At 69.5% G+C, this 16,558-nt stretch carries 13 protein-coding genes; all 13 read left to right on the top strand.

From position 1 onward, the window contains the following. The first annotated feature begins 3 nt into the window (after positions 1 to 3). The 13 genes from ACTG9Q_RS09605 (at position 4) to ACTG9Q_RS09545 (ending at position 16,296) form a co-directional block, all read left to right on the top strand. On the top strand, positions 4 to 369 hold the full coding sequence (locus ACTG9Q_RS09605) for a nuclear transport factor 2 family protein (RefSeq protein WP_455572309.1): 366 nt from the start codon (positions 4 to 6) through the stop codon (positions 367 to 369). After that, entirely contained in the window at positions 366 to 1,274 is a 909-nt protein-coding gene (locus ACTG9Q_RS09600; protein WP_455572308.1) for a hypothetical protein, read from the top strand. The genes ACTG9Q_RS09605 and ACTG9Q_RS09600 overlap by 4 nt, the downstream gene beginning before the upstream one ends. 11 nt (positions 1,275 to 1,285) lie before the next feature. Beyond that, a complete protein-coding gene (locus ACTG9Q_RS09595; protein WP_455572307.1) occupies positions 1,286 to 2,485 on the top strand; it encodes a cytochrome P450 in 1,200 nt (399 codons plus the stop codon). Continuing rightward, positions 2,482 to 2,811, top strand: coding sequence for a hypothetical protein (locus ACTG9Q_RS09590; protein WP_455572306.1), 330 nt, complete (start codon positions 2,482 to 2,484; stop codon positions 2,809 to 2,811). The genes ACTG9Q_RS09595 and ACTG9Q_RS09590 overlap by 4 nt, the downstream gene beginning before the upstream one ends. 72 nt (positions 2,812 to 2,883) lie before the next feature. Continuing rightward, positions 2,884 to 3,708, top strand: coding sequence for an SDR family NAD(P)-dependent oxidoreductase (locus ACTG9Q_RS09585; RefSeq protein ID WP_455572305.1), 825 nt, complete (start codon positions 2,884 to 2,886; stop codon positions 3,706 to 3,708). 23 nt (positions 3,709 to 3,731) lie between these two features. Next, positions 3,732 to 4,424, top strand: coding sequence for a DddA-like double-stranded DNA deaminase toxin (locus tag ACTG9Q_RS09580; RefSeq protein WP_455572304.1), 693 nt, complete (start codon positions 3,732 to 3,734; stop codon positions 4,422 to 4,424). A gap of 49 nt (positions 4,425 to 4,473) precedes the next feature. Then, positions 4,474 to 4,881 carry an Imm1 family immunity protein gene (locus ACTG9Q_RS09575; RefSeq protein ID WP_455572303.1) on the top strand — a complete coding sequence of 136 codons (408 nt, stop codon included), beginning with the start codon at positions 4,474 to 4,476 and terminating at the stop codon, positions 4,879 to 4,881. A 69-nt stretch (positions 4,882 to 4,950) separates the two neighbouring features. Continuing rightward, positions 4,951 to 5,142 carry a hypothetical protein gene (locus tag ACTG9Q_RS09570; protein ID WP_455572302.1) on the top strand — a complete coding sequence of 64 codons (192 nt, stop codon included), beginning with the start codon at positions 4,951 to 4,953 and terminating at the stop codon, positions 5,140 to 5,142. 205 nt (positions 5,143 to 5,347) lie between these two features. Continuing rightward, positions 5,348 to 8,929: a transcription-repair coupling factor gene (gene mfd / locus ACTG9Q_RS09565; RefSeq protein ID WP_455572301.1), complete on the top strand. Its 3,582-nt coding sequence runs from the start codon at positions 5,348 to 5,350 to the stop codon at positions 8,927 to 8,929. Positions 8,930 to 9,011: 82 nt separating this feature from the next. After that, on the top strand, positions 9,012 to 9,500 hold the full coding sequence (locus tag ACTG9Q_RS09560) for a hypothetical protein (RefSeq protein WP_455572300.1): 489 nt from the start codon (positions 9,012 to 9,014) through the stop codon (positions 9,498 to 9,500). Beyond that, positions 9,497 to 14,230, top strand: a complete 4,734-nt coding sequence (locus tag ACTG9Q_RS09555; RefSeq protein ID WP_455572299.1) for a pentapeptide repeat-containing protein — start codon at positions 9,497 to 9,499, stop codon at positions 14,228 to 14,230. The genes ACTG9Q_RS09560 and ACTG9Q_RS09555 overlap by 4 nt, the downstream gene beginning before the upstream one ends. Before the next feature lie 129 nt (positions 14,231 to 14,359). Continuing rightward, the gene (locus tag ACTG9Q_RS09550) at positions 14,360 to 15,388 is read left to right on the top strand and encodes a SurA N-terminal domain-containing protein (protein WP_455572298.1); all 1,029 of its coding nucleotides are present in this window, start codon (positions 14,360 to 14,362) and stop codon (positions 15,386 to 15,388) included. After that, a complete protein-coding gene (locus ACTG9Q_RS09545; RefSeq protein WP_455572297.1) occupies positions 15,385 to 16,296 on the top strand; it encodes a MazG family protein in 912 nt (303 codons plus the stop codon). The genes ACTG9Q_RS09550 and ACTG9Q_RS09545 overlap by 4 nt, the downstream gene beginning before the upstream one ends. The last annotated feature ends 262 nt before the right edge of the window (positions 16,297 to 16,558 follow it).

Here is a 16,558-nt window from a genome sequence, read left to right as displayed (position 1 = left end):
CTCATGGCCTGGAGCGAAGCCGACGCCGTCGCCTACGTCGACCACCACATCGGCACCTGGAACGGCCACGACCTCGACAAGATCACCGAACTGTACACAGAGGACGCGGTGCTGACCTCGCCGCTGGCAGCGGCGGTGACCGGCTCCGAGGTCGTCGCCGGGCGGGCGGCCCTGCGCGACTACTTCGCGCTGGCGCTGAAGAAGTACCCGGACCTGCGGTTCGAGGTGCTCGACGTGCTGCGCGGGGTGGACGGGGTCACCATCCACATGGTCGGCGCGGGCGGCAAGACCGTCGCCGAGGTGCTGTTCATCGGCGCGGACCGGCGGGTGGAGCGGGTCGCGGCGCACTACAGCTGCGCGGACAAGTGAACATCGTCGGACCCGCGTACGCCCTGGGGGAGCGGGTGCCGCTGGAGGAGGCGGTGTCCGGCGCGGACGCCGCCGAGCGGATCGCCACGCTGCGCGAGCACGGCTTCGACCGCTGCTCGGTGTCGGCCGAGCCGCCCTCGGCGCTCGCCGCCCGCGCGGTGTCCACCCTGCTCGGTGCGACCGGCGTCGCCGCGTCCGACATCGACGCCGTCGTCTACGCCACGTGCAGCTACACCAGCGAGGCGAACCGCGAGAAGGCCGTGCGCTCGGCGCTGCCCGCGCTGGCGGACAAGCCGTTCCACACCGTCTGGCTGGGCGAGTCGGGCAACCTCGCGCACGTGCTGCGCCTGGCCCGCGGGCTGCTGGCGACCGGCGTCGGCACCGTCCTGTGCGTGGTCGCCGACAAGGTGCCCGACCGGCCGGGGGAGTACCGCGCGATGCCCAACGCCGTGACCGTCAACGGTGACGGCGCCGCAGCGTGCCTGCTCTCGGCCCGGCTGCCGGGCAGCTACACCCTCGACGGCATCGGGCAGGTCGCCGCGCCGGTCATGGCGACGTACGTCAAGGGCGAGGGCCTGCGCAAGCACCTGGCGATCATGTCCGGCATCCGCGGCTGCGTGAACGCCCTGTACGAAGCCACGAACACCACCGGCGAGGACTACCGCTGGCTGGTCACCAACAACTACTCCCAGCGCACCCTCGGCGAATTCGCCGACATGGCCAGGATTCCCCGGGTGTTCACCGGCAACGTGGCCCGCAACGGCCACGTCTTCACCGCCGACGGCCTGGTCAACCTGGCCGACCTGACCGACGGGCTCGACCAGGGCGAGCGCGTCCTCGCGCTGTCCACCGGCCCGCTCACCTGGGGGGCGCTCGGTTTCACCCGATCCCCAAGCGTTACGTAGGAGGCAGCACCGTGCAGATCACCGAGGAGTTCATCCGGAACCCGTACCCGGTGTACGAGGAGATGCGCAAGACCGCGCCCGTGCACCTGTCCGACGCCAACAGCGGGCGCACCTGGTTCGTCCCGCGCTACGCCGACGTGATCGACGTGCTGCGCGACGACCGGTTCTCCACCTCGCTGAAGGCGCCCGGGTTCATCAACCAGTTCCCGCCGGACGTGCGCCCGGAGTTCGAGCCGTTCAACACCTCCGTCGCGGGCTGGGTCGTGCTCCAGGACCCGCCGCACCACCGCCCGCTGCGGCAGCTGATGAACAAGGGCTTCACCCGCACGCTGATCTCCACCATGCGCCCCAAGGTCACCGCGATCGCCACCCGGCTGCTCGACGCCATGGCCGCCAAGGGCTCCGCCGAGTTCATGGCCGACTTCGCCCAGCCGTTCCCGGCCGAGGTGATCGCCGAGATGCTCGGCGTGCCCGCCGAGGACATGCAGGCGTTCGTGTCCTGGTCCGACGCCATCCTGCACTTCACCGGCTCGCTGCGGCCCAGCGTCGAGGAGGCCCGCGCCGCCCAGCAGGGCCTGCTGGCGATGGCCGAGTTCTTCGGCGCCGTCCTGCCCTCGCGCCGCGCGAACCCCGGCGACGACGTCATCAGCCTGCTGGTCAGCGCCCGCGACGGCGCCGAGGCGCTGACCGACGACCAGGTGCTCGCCAACTGCGCCCAGCTCATCGTCGCGGGCCACGAGACCACCAGGAACCTGGTCGCCAACGGCCTCTGGGCCCTGCTGCACCACCCGGCCGAGATGGAGAAGCTGCGCGCCGACCGCTCCCTGATGGTCAGCGCCATCCGCGAGATGATGCGCTACGACGCCCCCCTGCAGTTCATCCGCCGGGTCGCCCGCGAGGACTTCGAGTACGGCGGCGAGCAGATCCGCGCCCGCGACGGCGTCGTCACCATGCTCGGCTCCGCCAACCGCGACCCCGAGATGTTCCCGGACCCCGACCGCTTCGACATCACCCGCAACCCCATCGGCCACGTCGCCCTCGGCTACGGCCCCCACGTCTGCCTGGGCGCGGCCCTCGCGGAAATGGAGACCGAGGTCGCCTTCACCCAGATCCTCGACCGCTTCCCTGATCTGCGCGCCCTGGAGGACGACCCCAAGCGCGTGACCAACCCCATGCTCCGCGGCTTCGCCGAACTCCACCTCACGTGGTGACCCTCTCCACGGCGGTCCGCGCCGCGCTGGCGGGGGTGGACCCGGCGACGGTGCCCTTGGTCGTCATCGCCACCCCCGACCCCGGCACCGACCTGAGCACCCCGCTGCTGGACGGCGAACTGTGCCTCTCGGTGGTCCGCGAGGTACTGGCCGACAACGGCCTGCTCAACGCCGTCCCCCTGGGGATAGCCACGTCCGACCCCGTCCCCGCCGCCCGCGCCATCATGACCGCCGAAGCCCTCCCCAGGGCCCTGGCAGTCACCCTCGACGCTCCCACTGCCGAGCTGCTGACCTTGCCCCTGACACACCCCAGGACGTGCTCCTGACCTGACCGCCAAGACGAACCGCTGACACGACCCCAGGAACGTGCTCCCGACATGACGAGGCGAGCCGCTGACATGACCCCCAAGACGTGGTTCATCACCGGAGCCGGCCGCGGCCTGGGCCGCGAGCTGGCCATCGCCGCCCTGGCCCGCGGCGACACCGTCACCGCGACCGCCCGGTCGGTGGAGTCCCTGTCGGACTTGGACTGCCTGACCCTGCCCTTGGACGTGACCAACCCACCCTCGATCCACGCGACGGTGTCCGCGGCCGTGGACGCTCACGGCCGCCTGGACGTCGTGGTGAACAACGCGGGCGTGGGCCTCATGGGTGCCGTCGAGGAGGTCTCCGACGCCGAAGCCCGAGCCCTGTTCGACGTCAACTTCTTCGGCCCCCTGGAGGTGATCCGCGCAGTACTCCCGGTACTGCGCGCCCAAGGCAGCGGCCACATCATCAACATCGGCTCGGTGGGCGGTTTCGTCCAAGCAGCGGGCATGGGCGTCTACGGCGCCACCAAGTTCGCCCTGGAAGCCATCACCGAAGCCCTGAACGCCGAATGCGCCCCCCTGGGCATAACCGCCACGGTGATCGAACCAGGCGCCCTGCGCACCGACTTCCTGGACAACTCCAGCCTCACCCAATCCACCACAACCCTCGACGCCTACACCCCCACCGCAGGCGCCCGCAGGGCCTGGGCCGCCGCCATCAACGGCACCCAACCCGGCAACCCCACCGCCGCCGCCAACGCCATAGTCGACATCGCCCACACCCCCCATCCCCCCACCCGCCTCCAACTGGGCACAGACGCCATAACCCGAGTGGAAGCCAAACTCCACCACGTCCACACCGAACTGGAAACCTGGCGCCCCCTCGCAACCGGAATCGACTACCCACCCACCTGACCCCGCCTGCTTACGATCACCACATGTCCATCGAGAAGGCGGCAGCCGAGACGCGAGCCTGCCAAGCCAAGCTCGCGGACGGCATCGCCAGACTCAACCAAGCAGCCTCGCTGATCTACGAGGCACGCACCATCCTTCACCACGCGACGCAGGGCACCAGTAGACCTGAAGCCGGACAAGCCCTGATCACGCTCGTCCACGCACAAAACGCCCTCGAGGCACATCGCCAACTCGCCCAAGCCGCGTCCGTCGCCGTCGAGACGTACCTCGCCAATGTCGCCCGCGGAACCGGAACGGCCACCACGTCGAGTACAACCGTCTCGCCCACCGGAGTTCCGGCACGACCGTCAGCTGTTCCACCGGAGCGCATCGAGCAACTCCGGCGCGAACTGCCGCCCGACATCACTCCGCCTGCCACTCGGCGACCGGGAACACCTCAGCCGAAGACGCACGGCCGGTGGATGGACCCGAGCGGCCAGGTCCACGAAGAGATCAGCGGTTGGGACGACAAGTACAGGGCTGCCATCGATTGGTTCAAATCCCAACCTGGCAGGAAACGTCCAGCGACCGCTTCCGATGTTGAGGTAAAGCTCGCCGTCCACATGCGACAGAATATTCTCCACCACGTCACCCTCGTGATAAACCACGTTCCGCGCGAGGGGAACTTGGGTGCGACACCCTTGTCCCGCGCATTCTCCCGAAGGGATACGCTCTAACTGTGTACGGTGCCGGGGGTTTCCGAAAGGTCTATCACGGGAGGCCCGAGTGACAGTCATCAACGCGTACTACGATCGCGGCGGGCCCAACGTACTTCGCTCGGCTGGTGATGTGTCCGCACTCATCCTCAAGGTCAGGAAGGACTCCATCGCCTACGGTGCGGCATTGATGACGCACTGGTACGTCGCCGATGACCCTGAGACCCCCGAGTTCAGTGTAGGCATCAACGGGGAGGTCGGTGTCGTGACCTACTCCGGTCGCGAATGGCCCGATCTCTGGAGCAGCAAAGGCAGTGAAGAGTCGGACGACCTCATGGGCTACGACTACCAGGGAAACGAGCGTCCGGTTCTCGTGAGTGGCCAAATCCCCTATCTTGAGGTGATCAAAGCTGCCGAGGATTTCTTCCGGCTAGCAGGGGAGCGGCCCACTTCTGTCGCCTGGCAAGTGGTTCCCTGACGGTGCCGGTCACCGTTGCCTGCACGGCATCGGGCAGCAGATGGAATGTCTATGCGAGGGATGGTTCCAGTGAAGACCTATCAGGCAACCGCTCGCCGCGAGGACGAGTGGTGGGTGGTGGAGGTGGACGGCGTCGGTGTGACGCAGGGTCGGTCGACCGCTGAAGCTCACCGGATGGCGGTGGACCTCGTGGCCGTGATGACCGGCGTTCCGGTGGGTACGGTCGAGGTGACTGTTGATCTGGGTTCCCGCGAGGCGTGATGACGCGGCTCGTTCCCCCACTCCGCCTCACGCGAAACAGTCGATCTGACGACACACCCCCGTCACCTGATCGTGTGGCCGACAGACGCGGCAGGAACTCGATGGCGGTGGGGCGTAGGGTGGGGGCAGAACCCCTTCCGGAGGCTTCGAGGTCCCGGGCAGGGGTCTGTCCGCGTCTCCTGATACGACCACAAGGGATTCAGCCGTGTCGAAGGCTCCGTTGGCCGGGCTGCTCGAAACCGTTCTCCACGACCCCTCCGTAGCCTCCGTCGTCGAGCGGGCCGGGACCCCCGGCCTGACCCTCGACGGCCCCGTCTCCGCCCGTTCGATCGTCGTCGCCGCGCTGGCCAAGGCGGGCAAGCCCGTCCTCGCCGTGACCGCCACCGGGCGGGAGGCCGATGACCTCGCCGCCGTCCTCGGGGACCTCCTCGGCCCCGACACCGTCGCCAACCTCCCCTCCTGGGAGACGCTGCCCCACGAGCGCCTGTCACCCCGCGCGGACACCGTCGGCGGCAGGCTGGCGATCCTGCGCAGGCTCGCCCACCCCGAGGAGCACCCGCATGGCCCGCTGCGGGTCGTCGTGGCCACCGTCCGCAGCCTGATCCAGCCGATGGCCCCCGGCCTCGGCGAGCTGGCCCCGGTCACCCTCACCGTCGGCGTCGAGTCCGACTTCGACGAGCTCCTGCACCGCCTCACCGACCTGGCCTACGCGCGCGTCGACATGGTCGAGAAGCGCGGGGAGTACGCCGTGCGCGGCGGCATCGTCGACCTGTTCCCCCCGACCGCGCTGCACCCGGTCCGGGTGGAGTTCTGGGGCGACGAGGTCACCGAGATCCGCGCCTTCTCCGTCGCCGACCAGCGCTCGCTGCCCGGGGAGCTGACCACCGTCACCGCCCCGCCCTGCCGCGAGCTGCTGCTCACCGACGACGTGAAGGCCCGCGCCGCCGACCTGGCCCGCCACCACGAGTCCGACGCGCACCTGCACGAGATGCTCACCAAGCTCGCCGACGGCATCCCGACCGAGGGCATGGAGGCGCTGATCCCGGCCCTGTGCCTCGGCGAGATGCAGCTGCTCACCGACGTCCTGCCCGAGCACGCCCACGTCCTGCTCCACGACCCGGAGAAGATCCGCACCCGGGCCCACGACCTTGTCCGCACCGGCCAGGAGTTCCTCGAAGCCTCCTGGATGGCCGCGGCGGGCGGCGGCAAGGCCCCCATCGACCTCGGCGCGTCGGCCTACCGCGACCTCAACGACATCGCCGCGCACGCCCGCGAGACCGGCCACCCCTGGTGGACGCTGAGCCAGCTCACCGGCGAGGCCGACTGCCACCTCGACCTCAAGCCCGTCGACACCTACCGCGGCGACGTCGCCAGGGCCTTCGCCGACCTGCGCGCCCACACCGCCGCCGGGGGCGCGGCCGTCCTGGTCGTCCCGGGCGTCGGCACCGCCAAGCGGGCCGTGGAGCAGCTGGCCGAGGCCGACGTGCCCGCCACCTTCGCCGAGGACGGCCTCGCCGCCGCCCCCGCGCCCGGCGTCGTCACCGTCGTCCGCGGCACCCTGGACGACGGCTTCCTCGCCCCCGGCCGCGCGCTGGCCGTGCTCACCGAGACCGACGTCACCGGCGGCAGGCACGGCACCTCCACCCGCGACATGTCGACCAAGATGCCGTCGCGGCGGCGCAACTCCGTCGACCCGCTGGCGCTGCGGCCCGGCGACTACGTCGTCCACGAGCAGCACGGCATCGGCCGCTACGTCGAAATGGTCCAGCGCGCGGTGAAGGACGCCGCGGGCGGCAGCGTCACCCGCGAGTACCTGGTCCTGGAGTACGCCAGCTCCAAGCGCGGCCAGCCCGGCGACCGGCTGTTCGTCCCCACCGACCAGCTCGACGAGATCTCCCGCTACGTCGGCGGCGAGCTGCCCACCCTGAACAAGCTCGGCGGCTCGGACTGGAAGAACACCAAGGCCAAGGCCCGCAAGGCGGTCAAGCAGATCGCCGCGGAGCTGGTGCAGCTCTACGCCGCCCGCCAGTCCGCCCCCGGCCACGCCTTCGGCCCGGACACCCCGTGGCAGCGCGAGCTGGAGGACGCCTTCCCCTTCACCGAGACCATCGACCAGATGGCCGCCATCGATGAGGTCAAGGCCGACATGATGCGCGAGGTCCCGATGGACCGGGTGATCTGCGGCGACGTCGGCTACGGCAAGACCGAGATCGCCGTCCGCGCGGCGTTCAAGGCGGTGCAGGACGGCAAGCAGGTCGCCGTGCTCGTGCCCACCACGCTGCTCGCCCAGCAGCACCTCAACACCTTCGCCAACCGCATGCACTCCTTCCCGGTCACGGTGAAGGGCCTGTCCCGCTTCACCGACGCCCGGGAGTCCGAGCAGACCATCGCGGGCCTGGCCGACGGCAGCGTCGACATCGTCATCGGCACCCACCGCCTGCTGCAGACCGGCCTGCGCTACAAGGACCTCGGCCTGGTCATCGTCGACGAGGAGCAGCGCTTCGGCGTCGAGCACAAGGAGCACATCAAGGCCCTGCGCACCCACGTCGACGTGCTGACGATGTCGGCAACGCCGATCCCGCGCACCCTGGAGATGTCGCTGGCGGGCATCCGCGAGATGTCGACCATCCTCACCCCGCCCGAGGACCGCCACCCGATCCTGACCTACGTCGGCGCCTACGACGAGAAGCAGGTCGGCGCCGCCATCCGCCGCGAGCTGCTGCGCGACGGCCAGGTGTTCTTCGTGCACAACCGGGTCTCCTCCATCGAGAAGGCCGCCCGGCGCCTGCGCGAGCTGGTCCCCGAGGCCCGCGTGGTCACCGCGCACGGCCAGATGAACGAGGACCGCCTTGAGAAGATCATCCAGGGCTTCTGGGAGCGCGAGCACGACGTCCTGGTCTGCACCACGATCGTCGAGACCGGCCTGGACATCTCCAACGCCAACACCCTGATCGTCGAGCGCGGCGACATGCTCGGCCTCGCCCAGCTGCACCAGCTGCGCGGCCGGGTCGGGCGCGCCCGCGAGCGCGGCTACGCCTACTTCCTGTACCCGCCGGAGTCCCCGCTCACCGAGCACGCCCACGACCGCCTCGCCACCATCGCCCAGAACACCGAGCTGGGCGCGGGCATGGCCGTGGCCATGAAGGACCTGGAGATCCGCGGCGCGGGCAACATCCTCGGCGCCGAGCAGTCCGGCCACATCGCGGGCGTCGGCTTCGACCTCTACGTCCGCCTGGTCGGCGAGGCCGTCGAGGCGTTCCGCAAGCACGCGGGCGCCCCGGGCGCCGAGGACGAGGAGGAGCTGGCCGAGGTCCGCGTCGACCTCCCCATCGACGCCCACCTGCCGCACGACTACATCCCCGGCGAGCGCCTGCGCCTGGAGGCGTACCGCAAGATCGCCGCGACGGTGGACGACGCCGGGCTGGCCGCCGTCCGCGAGGAGCTGGTCGACCGCTACGGCGAGCCGCCGGTCCCGGTCGACAACCTGCTGGCCGTGGCCCGCTTCCGCCAGCTGTGCCGCGCCCACGGCGTCACCGAGGTCGTCACCCAGGGCTCCACGATCCGCTTCGCCCCCCTGCCCCTGCGCGACTCCCAGGCGATCCGCCTCAAGCGCCTGTACCCGAAGGCCATCCACAAGGCGGTCACCAACACCATCTCGATCCCCCGCCCGACCGAAGGCGCGGCAGGCGGCCGGATGGGCGCCCCGGTCCTGCGCGACCGCGACCTCCTGAACTGGTGCGCGAGCTTCCTGGAGTCCCTGGCGCCCACGCCGGTCGGGGTTTCCTGATTTCCCGAGAGGGCTCTCAGCGCAGGAGGCGCTGATACCCTCGCTCGATCCGGGGTCCGATCCGGGGTGATCGGAGGTCGCGGTGACCAAGCAGGTGCGGGTCTTCCTGAGCTGGTGTCACCGCAACCGGAAGTACAAGGACGACTTGCTGTTCCACCTGGAGCCCGCGCTCGGGCTGTTCTCCGACCTGACCGTGCGGTGGTGGGCCGACAGCCACCTCACCTGCGGGGAACAGCTCATGCCGGGCATCCTCGACCGGCTGGGCGAGGCCGACTTCGGGCTGCTGCTGGCCTCGCCCCAGTACCTCAAGAGCACCTTCATCCGCACCCACGAGCTGCCCCGGTTCGTGGGTCCGGGCAGCGACAAGGGCGCGCTGCCCGTGAAGCTGACCCCGATGCCCCGCTACGACAGCGGGCACGACCTGGGCGGCCTGGAGTCGCTCGTCGTCTTCGACCGCGACGGCAAGAGCTTCGCGGAGGCGTCCGGCGTCCGGCGGGCGGTGTTCGCCAACGAGCTGGCCGACTCGATCCGCCGCCGCGTCCTCGACCTGGACGGATACCGAGAGCTGTGACCACCCTCCTGCGACCCGACGAGATCGCCGAGCGCATCGACGCCCTGCGGGAATCGCTGACCCCGACGCAGGTGTTCCGGCTGGCGACCATCAAGGACCTGGTCGGCCTGGACGGGCGGTTCCGGCTGCGCGCGGCGCTGGAGGCGGGCGACTTCCCGTCGGGCGACGCCAACGCCCAGGACGCCTTCCAGGACTTCCGGCACAAGGTGAACGGCGCCGCCGAGCGGGCCGGGGTCGACCTGCGCCTGGAGCTGGACTCCCGCAAGACCTCGCCGGACACCCGGCACGGCTGGTTCGCCGGGAACCCGGTGGAAAAAGGACTCGTCGCCTACACCGCCGAGCTGTCCGGCCAGACAGGAGTGGACCGCCCGGTGACGCCGGAGGTGGCCGAGATCGGCGACTCCCGCCGCCTCCGCGTCTACGTCAGCTACCACCCGACCACCGGCCCGACCCACCGCCGCGCCGGGGCGATCGTCAAGCAGCTCAGCGATGCCCTGCGCGTGACGGACGGGTACGTGTTCGAGGTCGGGAGCCCCCGCTCGGTCGGGGTGGGCGAGGATGCCGACCAGGCGCCCGACCGGCTCAGCGCCGAGGCGGACGTCCGGGTCGCGCTGATCAGCAACGAATACCTCGCCAGCGGGGCCGAGCGCCGCCGGGGCATGGGATCACCCGGCAAGGTCGTCGCGTTCGCGCTCAGCGCCATCCCCGACGGCCCCGTCGACCTGAGCCCCCTGCGCCGCCACGACGTGTCGCGTTTGGACAAACCCTGGGACCAACTCACAACCACCGCCCAGCGGGCGGACTACATCAGGGAGTTGGTGCGCCAGATCCTGGTGACCGTCTCCCGCCCCGCTCCCCGCCGCGAAGACGAGGCGGCCATCCTCCTGACCTACATGGCCGAGCGGATGGGCCACCGACGGCAGGACGAGAGCAAGCACCTGGTTCCCTCGGAGCTGACCGAGATCTCCTTGCGGGAGTCGCGGCTGGACGAGGCGGCCATCCTCTCGACCTACATGGCGGAGCGGATGAGCAGGCCGCAGGACGAGGCATCGTCCGAGACCTCGTTGCGGGGGATGCGGCTGGAGCTGGCCGACAAGTCGCCGAGCCCCCCGCTGCGCGCGGTCGACCGGCTGGTCGCCTGGGCCACCGACGACACCCCGGGCGCCCCGCGCCTGTGCGCGCTGCTGGGCGACGTCGGCATGGGCAAGACCACGACGGCCAAGCTGTTCACCCAGCGCCTGCTCGACCTGCACCGCCACGACCCGGCCGTGCCGATGCCGGTGCTGTTCGACCTCCGCGACGTGCGCGTCACCGGCCTGGCCGACTCCATGACCCTCGACCACATCCTCAACAGCGCCCTGGACGCCACCCGGCCCGCGACCATCCCCGGGGACCGGCTCAACGCCGCCGTCGTGCGCAAGCGCCTCGAACAGGGCGGCACCGTGATTGTGTTCGACGGCCTCGACGAGGTGCTCGTCCACCTCACCCCGCACGACCGGCAGCTGTTCACCCGCCAACTCTGGCGCGCGCTCACCGAACGCTCCGCCGCCCGGATGCTGCTGACCTGCCGCACCCAGTACTTCCGCACCATCCGCGACCAGGTCACCTACTTCACCGGCGAGACCCGCCAGGGCCTCAAGGGCAGCGACTACCTCGCCCTGCTGATGCTGCCCTTCCGCGACGAGCAGATCCGCGCCTACCTGGCGGGCAACCTCGACCGCGACGAGGACTGGGTCGACCGCTTCCTGGAGACCATCGCCGCCGTCCACGACCTGCCCGACCTCGCCCGCCGCCCCATCACCCTGCGGCTCATCGCCGACCAGGTCGAGTTCATCGAGACCGCCAAACTCCAGGGTCGCACCCTGCGCTCCGTCGACATCTACACCGAGGTCGTGGACCGCTGGCTGTCCCGCGACGAGGGCAAGCACACCCTCACCCCCGACCACAAACGCCTCCTCATGGAGGAAATCGCCGCCGGACTCTGGCGCTCAGGCCAGAACTCCTGGACCCCCACTCAGGTAGACGACTGGCTCCTGGCCCTCCTGGACCGGCGCCCCGACCTCCGCCGCCACTACCGCGCCAACCTCCCCGACCTCTGGACCGCCGACTTCCGCACCGCCACCTTCCTCAAGCGCGAAGGCGACACCTTCCAGTTCGGCCACCGCTCCCTGTTCGAGTACTTCCTCGCCCGCCACCTCCTCCGCACCCTCAGCACCCCCAACCAAGACCTCGACGCCCTAGCCCTACCGGTCCCCAACCGCGAGACTTTGGACTTCCTCGGCCAATCCCTCGCCACCTGCACCGCCCACGAGCGCACCGCAGCCCTGACCACCCTGACGAACATCGCCCGCAAATACCGACCTGTGGTGTCCGAGTTCGCCCTCGCCTACGCCCTCCACGCCCACGATCACGACCACCCCTGCCACTCGCTGGTCAACGTCGACCTCACCGGCGCTGCCCTGTCGGACTGGAAAATCGGCGCCGAGAAGCAGCCACTTCCCATGACCGGCGCGAACCTCACCGCGGCCGACCTGCGCCGAACCACCTTCCACAATGTCGACCTCACCAACGCCAACCTCACCGGCGCTGACACCACCAAGGCCGAATTCCATCGATCCACGCTGACAGGCTCAACCTGGAAGAACACACAGGCCACAGGCGCAATCTTGCGTCGATGCGCCATCAATGACGTGGACTTCGAACAAGCACACCTGTACCGCACACAACTGCTCTTCTGCACACCCCCGCCCACTTCCGCTCCCGGCCTCATCACCGCGCCAGCGACCCACCCCTCCAAGCTCCAATCTGCCTATCTGAAGCACTTCACCAGTATTGGAACACCGTCAAATGTGGTTGCGTGGTCGCCAGACGGGGCACGTCTTGTCACCAGTGTTCTTGATGGTGGTGTTTGGTTGTGGGATGCGATTACTGGTGATCAGATTTTCCAGCTTGCTGGTCATCTGCGTGGGGTTTCGGATGTTGCGTGGTCGCCGGACGGCACTCGTCTTCTCGTCAGCGGGTTTGATGGCAGTGTTTGGGTATGGGATATGGTCTCTGGTGATTTGGTTTTGCAGGTTGGTGATCAGGGTCGCGCGGAGGCGGTGGCGTGGTCGCCGGATGGAAGCCGACTTCTCACTGGCAGCAGCGATGGCGGTGCCCAAGTATGGAGCGCGCTCTCTGGTGATTTGGTTTTGCAGGTTGGTGGTCAAGGTCATGTGCAGGAGGTGGCGTGGTCGCCGGACGGGACCCGTCTTTTTGCTGGCAGCGTGGCCGGCTGTGCTCAGGTGTGGGATGCCGTTACAGGTGAACCGGTTCTGCATCTTGCTGGCAACACTGCTGAGATTCGGGGGGTTGCGTGGTCGCCAGACGGGACCCGCCTTCTCACCTGGAGCCCCGAGGATTTTGCTCAGGTGTGGGACGCGGACTCTGGCGGTCAGGTTTTACAGCTGATTGAGTTGTTCGGCGAGATTGGAGGGGTGGCGTGGTCGCCGGACGGGAATCACCTCCTTACAGGTAGCTGTGATGGTGGCTATGGTGGTGCTCGGGTGTTGGATGCGGTCTCTGGTGATTTGGTTTTGCAGGTTGATGATCAAGATTGGGTGCAGGCGGTGGCGTGGTCGCCGGATGGGGCACGCCTTCTTACTGGCAGCGATAGTGCTCGGGTGTGGGATGCGGTTACTGGCGAACAGATTCTCCATCTTGCCGGTTATGCCACTGAGATTCGTGATGTGGTGTGGTCGCCGGATGGAGATCGTTTTCTTGCTGGTGGCGGTGGCGCTCGGGTGTGGGATGCGGTCTCTGGTGATTTGGTTTTGCAGGTTGGTGGTCAAGATCTGGTGTCCTCGGTGGCGTGGTCGCCGGATGGGGCGCGCCTTCTTACTGGCGGTGTCGGTGGCGCTCGGGTGTGGGATGTGATTACTGGCGAACAAGTTTTCGGGTTCGATCGCCATTTTGGCGGGGCGTGGTCGCCGGATGGGACTCGCCTTCTTACTGGCAGCAGCGATGGCGGTGCTCAAGTATGGAGCGCGGTCTCTGGTGATTTGGTTTTGCAGGTTGGTGGTCAAGATTGGGTGTCCTTAGTGGCGTGGTCGCCGGATGGGGCACGTTTTCTTACTGGCGGCGGTGGTGCTTGGGTGTGGGATGCGGTTACTGGCGAACGGGTTTTCGAGTTCGCTCGCCACTATGGCGGGGCGTGGTCGCCGGATGGGACTCGCCTTCTTACTGGTGGCAGCGGTGGTGCTTGGGTGTGGGATGCGGTTACTGGCAAACAGGTTCTCAAGCTCGATGGTTACTTTGAGTGGGCTCGGACGCTGAAGTGGTCGCCGGATGGGACCCGCATCCTCACCGGCAGCGCCGACGGGAGTGCTCAGGTGTGGGATGCGGTCACTGGTGAACAGGTTTTCCGGTTACGCGGTCACTCCGGCGCTGTCCAGGCGGCGGCGTGGTCGCCGGACGGGACCCGCATCCTCACCGGCAGCGCCGATGGGAGTGCTCGGGTGTGGGACGCGGCTACCGGGAGGACGTGCGACATCGCCTTTGTTCAACTCGATCGGGACGAGGTGGCCGTTTATCGCCCGGTCACTAACACCGTCATTGGGTGCACGCCGGGTGCTTGGCGGTGGTTGGGGTGGTCCGTCCTTCGCGATGGTCGACTTGATCGGCTTCCGGCTGAGACGTTTGGGGAGCTGCCGCCGCTGAGGACTTTGCAGGTGCCGTCTGCCGGAGGGTGACCAAGGGGGTGCTGTGTGTCCGGTCACCGCTATGCCGGATGCTTCCCTTGTACTGGTCTCTGACCTGGGGGACTCGCCCGAACGGGTGGTCGTCGGCCGGGCGCACCCGCTATGAGAGGCTTCAGCACTGTGACCACTGTCATTCGCCGTCGACGCGGGCTCGTGCAGCGGGCCGTCGGGCTCTTCGCCGTGTTCGGGCTCGTGCTGGGCGCCTGTTCGTCGGGGCCCAGCCAGGTCAACGCCGCCGCCATCGTGGGTGGGACGACCATCTCGGTCGACCGGGTGCAGCAGCTGGTCGAGGAGGCCGTCAAGGTCGAGCCCGCCGCGCAGGCGCTGGCCGACCAGCGCAAGCTGGACCTGCTCTCCCGCGCGGTCCTGCGCCAGCTCGTCCTGCACGAGCTGATCGCCGTCTACGCGCGCGACAACAACGTCATCGTCGATCCCGGCCAGGTCGGGCAGCTCGCCGGGCAGCTGACCTCGTCGCTGCAGCCGCTGCCGACCGACGGCAGCGTCACCGCCGACGTGATCGTCGACCAGGCCGTCAACCGGGTGTTCGACCCGGCCGTGCTGGCCAAGGACTACCTGACGCTGGCCAAGATCGGCCGCGAGGCCGCGCCGGGGCTGTCGGTCACCTTCGACTACGTGGTCATCGCCCCCGGCAGCCCGGAGGAGCCCACCGGCTCGCTGCGCGGGCAGGCCGAGGAGATGGCCCGCAAGCTCGCCTCGAACCCCGCTGAGGCGCGCAAGGTCATCGAGTCGCAGATCGCCGCCGAGCAGCAGGCCGACCTGGACGAGACGTTCACCCCGGCCGCCGTCGCCGACATCGCGGGCACGGTCATCTTCGGCACGCCCGAGGGCAACGTCATCGGCTTCCAGCCCAACCCCGAGCAGGCGGCCTGGGTGGTCGCGGTCATCACCAAGCGCGAGACCGACGCCAAGCCCGACCCGCAGAACCCCCAGGACCCGGCGGCCGCCGACGACCCGCGCATGGCCACCGCACTGGGCCCGCGCATCCTGCAGCAGACCGCGACCGAGGTCGGCGTCAAGATCAGCCCCCGCTACGGCGTGTGGGACATCGCCGCGATGGGCGTGGCCCCCAGCGAGCAGGAGACCGTCGGGTTCGTCCTGCCGATGGCAGGCGGCGCGACCCAGCCGTGACCGACTCCGCGGTCGTGCTGGTGCGCGGCCGGACCGTGCCCGAGTCGGCGGTCCCGCTGCTGCGCACCGCCGCGCGGGTGGAGGTGGCGGGCGATGTCGACCCGGCGCTGGCCGCGCCGGGCCCGCTCGACGGCTCGGTCGTCCTGCTCACCGACGACCTGGCCGACCCTGCCGCTCTCGCCCTGCTCGCCGAGGGCGTCCCGCTGCACGCGGCCCCGGGCGCGGCGCTGGTCGCCGCCACCCAGGTCATGGACCGCCTCCGCTCACCCGGCGGCTGCCCGTGGGACGCCGAGCAGACCCACGAGTCGCTGCGCCAGTACCTCATCGAGGAGTGCTACGAGCTCCTGGAGGCCATCGAGGACGGCGACCGCGCCGCGCTGCGCGAGGAACTCGGCGACGTGCTGCTCCAGGTCCTCTTCCACGCCAGGGTCGCCGAGGAGCACCCCACCGACCCGTTCACCGTCGACGACGTGGCCGCCGTCCTGATCACCAAGCTGGTCGGCCGCCACCCGCACGTCTTCGGCGCGGGCGACCCCTCGGTGCGCGACGCCAGCAGCCAGGAACGGCGCTGGGAGGAGCTCAAGCAGAGCGAGAAGCGGCGCGAGTCCTGTGTCGACGGTGTCGCCCTCGGCCAGCCCGCCCTGGCCCTGACCGCCAAGCTGGCCCAGCGCACCGCCCGCGCGGGCCTGCCCGCCGACCTGCTCCCCTCCGGCGGCACCCCCGGCGCCCGGCTGTTCGACACCGCCGCCCTGGCCAAGCTCGCGGGCCAGGACCCCGAGGGCGAACTCCGCGCCGTGGCCCGCGCCTTCGCCGCCGACGTCCGCGCCGCCGAGACCTCCGCCCGCGCCGCGGGCCTGGACCCCCTGGCCATGGACCCCGACGACTGGCACGCCCACTGGCCCCGCTAGGCAAGACCGCCGCGGCTGTCAGCGGGCAGCCCGGCGCTTCCTCGCGCACCGACCCGCTCTCGGCCAGAGCCTTGCGCGTCACGCTCCCGCACACCACCGTCGTCTGCGGGATGCCGACACAACGGTGCCGTTCAGAGTCCGAAGGGGCCTGCACTCCGACAGGTGACTTCCGCTGGTCGGCTCAAGCCGGGCGACTTCCCACCCCTGGACACGATCGCGGCACGTGTTCGCCCTAACGGTGTCGCACCGCACCACTAGTTTG

This window comes from Actinokineospora lacus, from assembly GCF_053813445.1.
The sequence above is the reverse complement of the archived record's forward strand: the minus strand, read 5'-3'. Positions and strand labels throughout refer to the sequence as shown.

Coding starts and splice junctions, on each gene's coding strand:
- ACTG9Q_RS09605 (WP_455572309.1), top strand. CDS start 4: ATGGCCTGGAGCGAAGCCGACGCCGTCGCCTACGTCGACCACCACATC.
- ACTG9Q_RS09585 (WP_455572305.1), top strand. CDS start 2,884: ATGACCCCCAAGACGTGGTTCATCACCGGAGCCGGCCGCGGCCTGGGC.
- ACTG9Q_RS09580 (WP_455572304.1), top strand. CDS start 3,732: ATGTCCATCGAGAAGGCGGCAGCCGAGACGCGAGCCTGCCAAGCCAAG.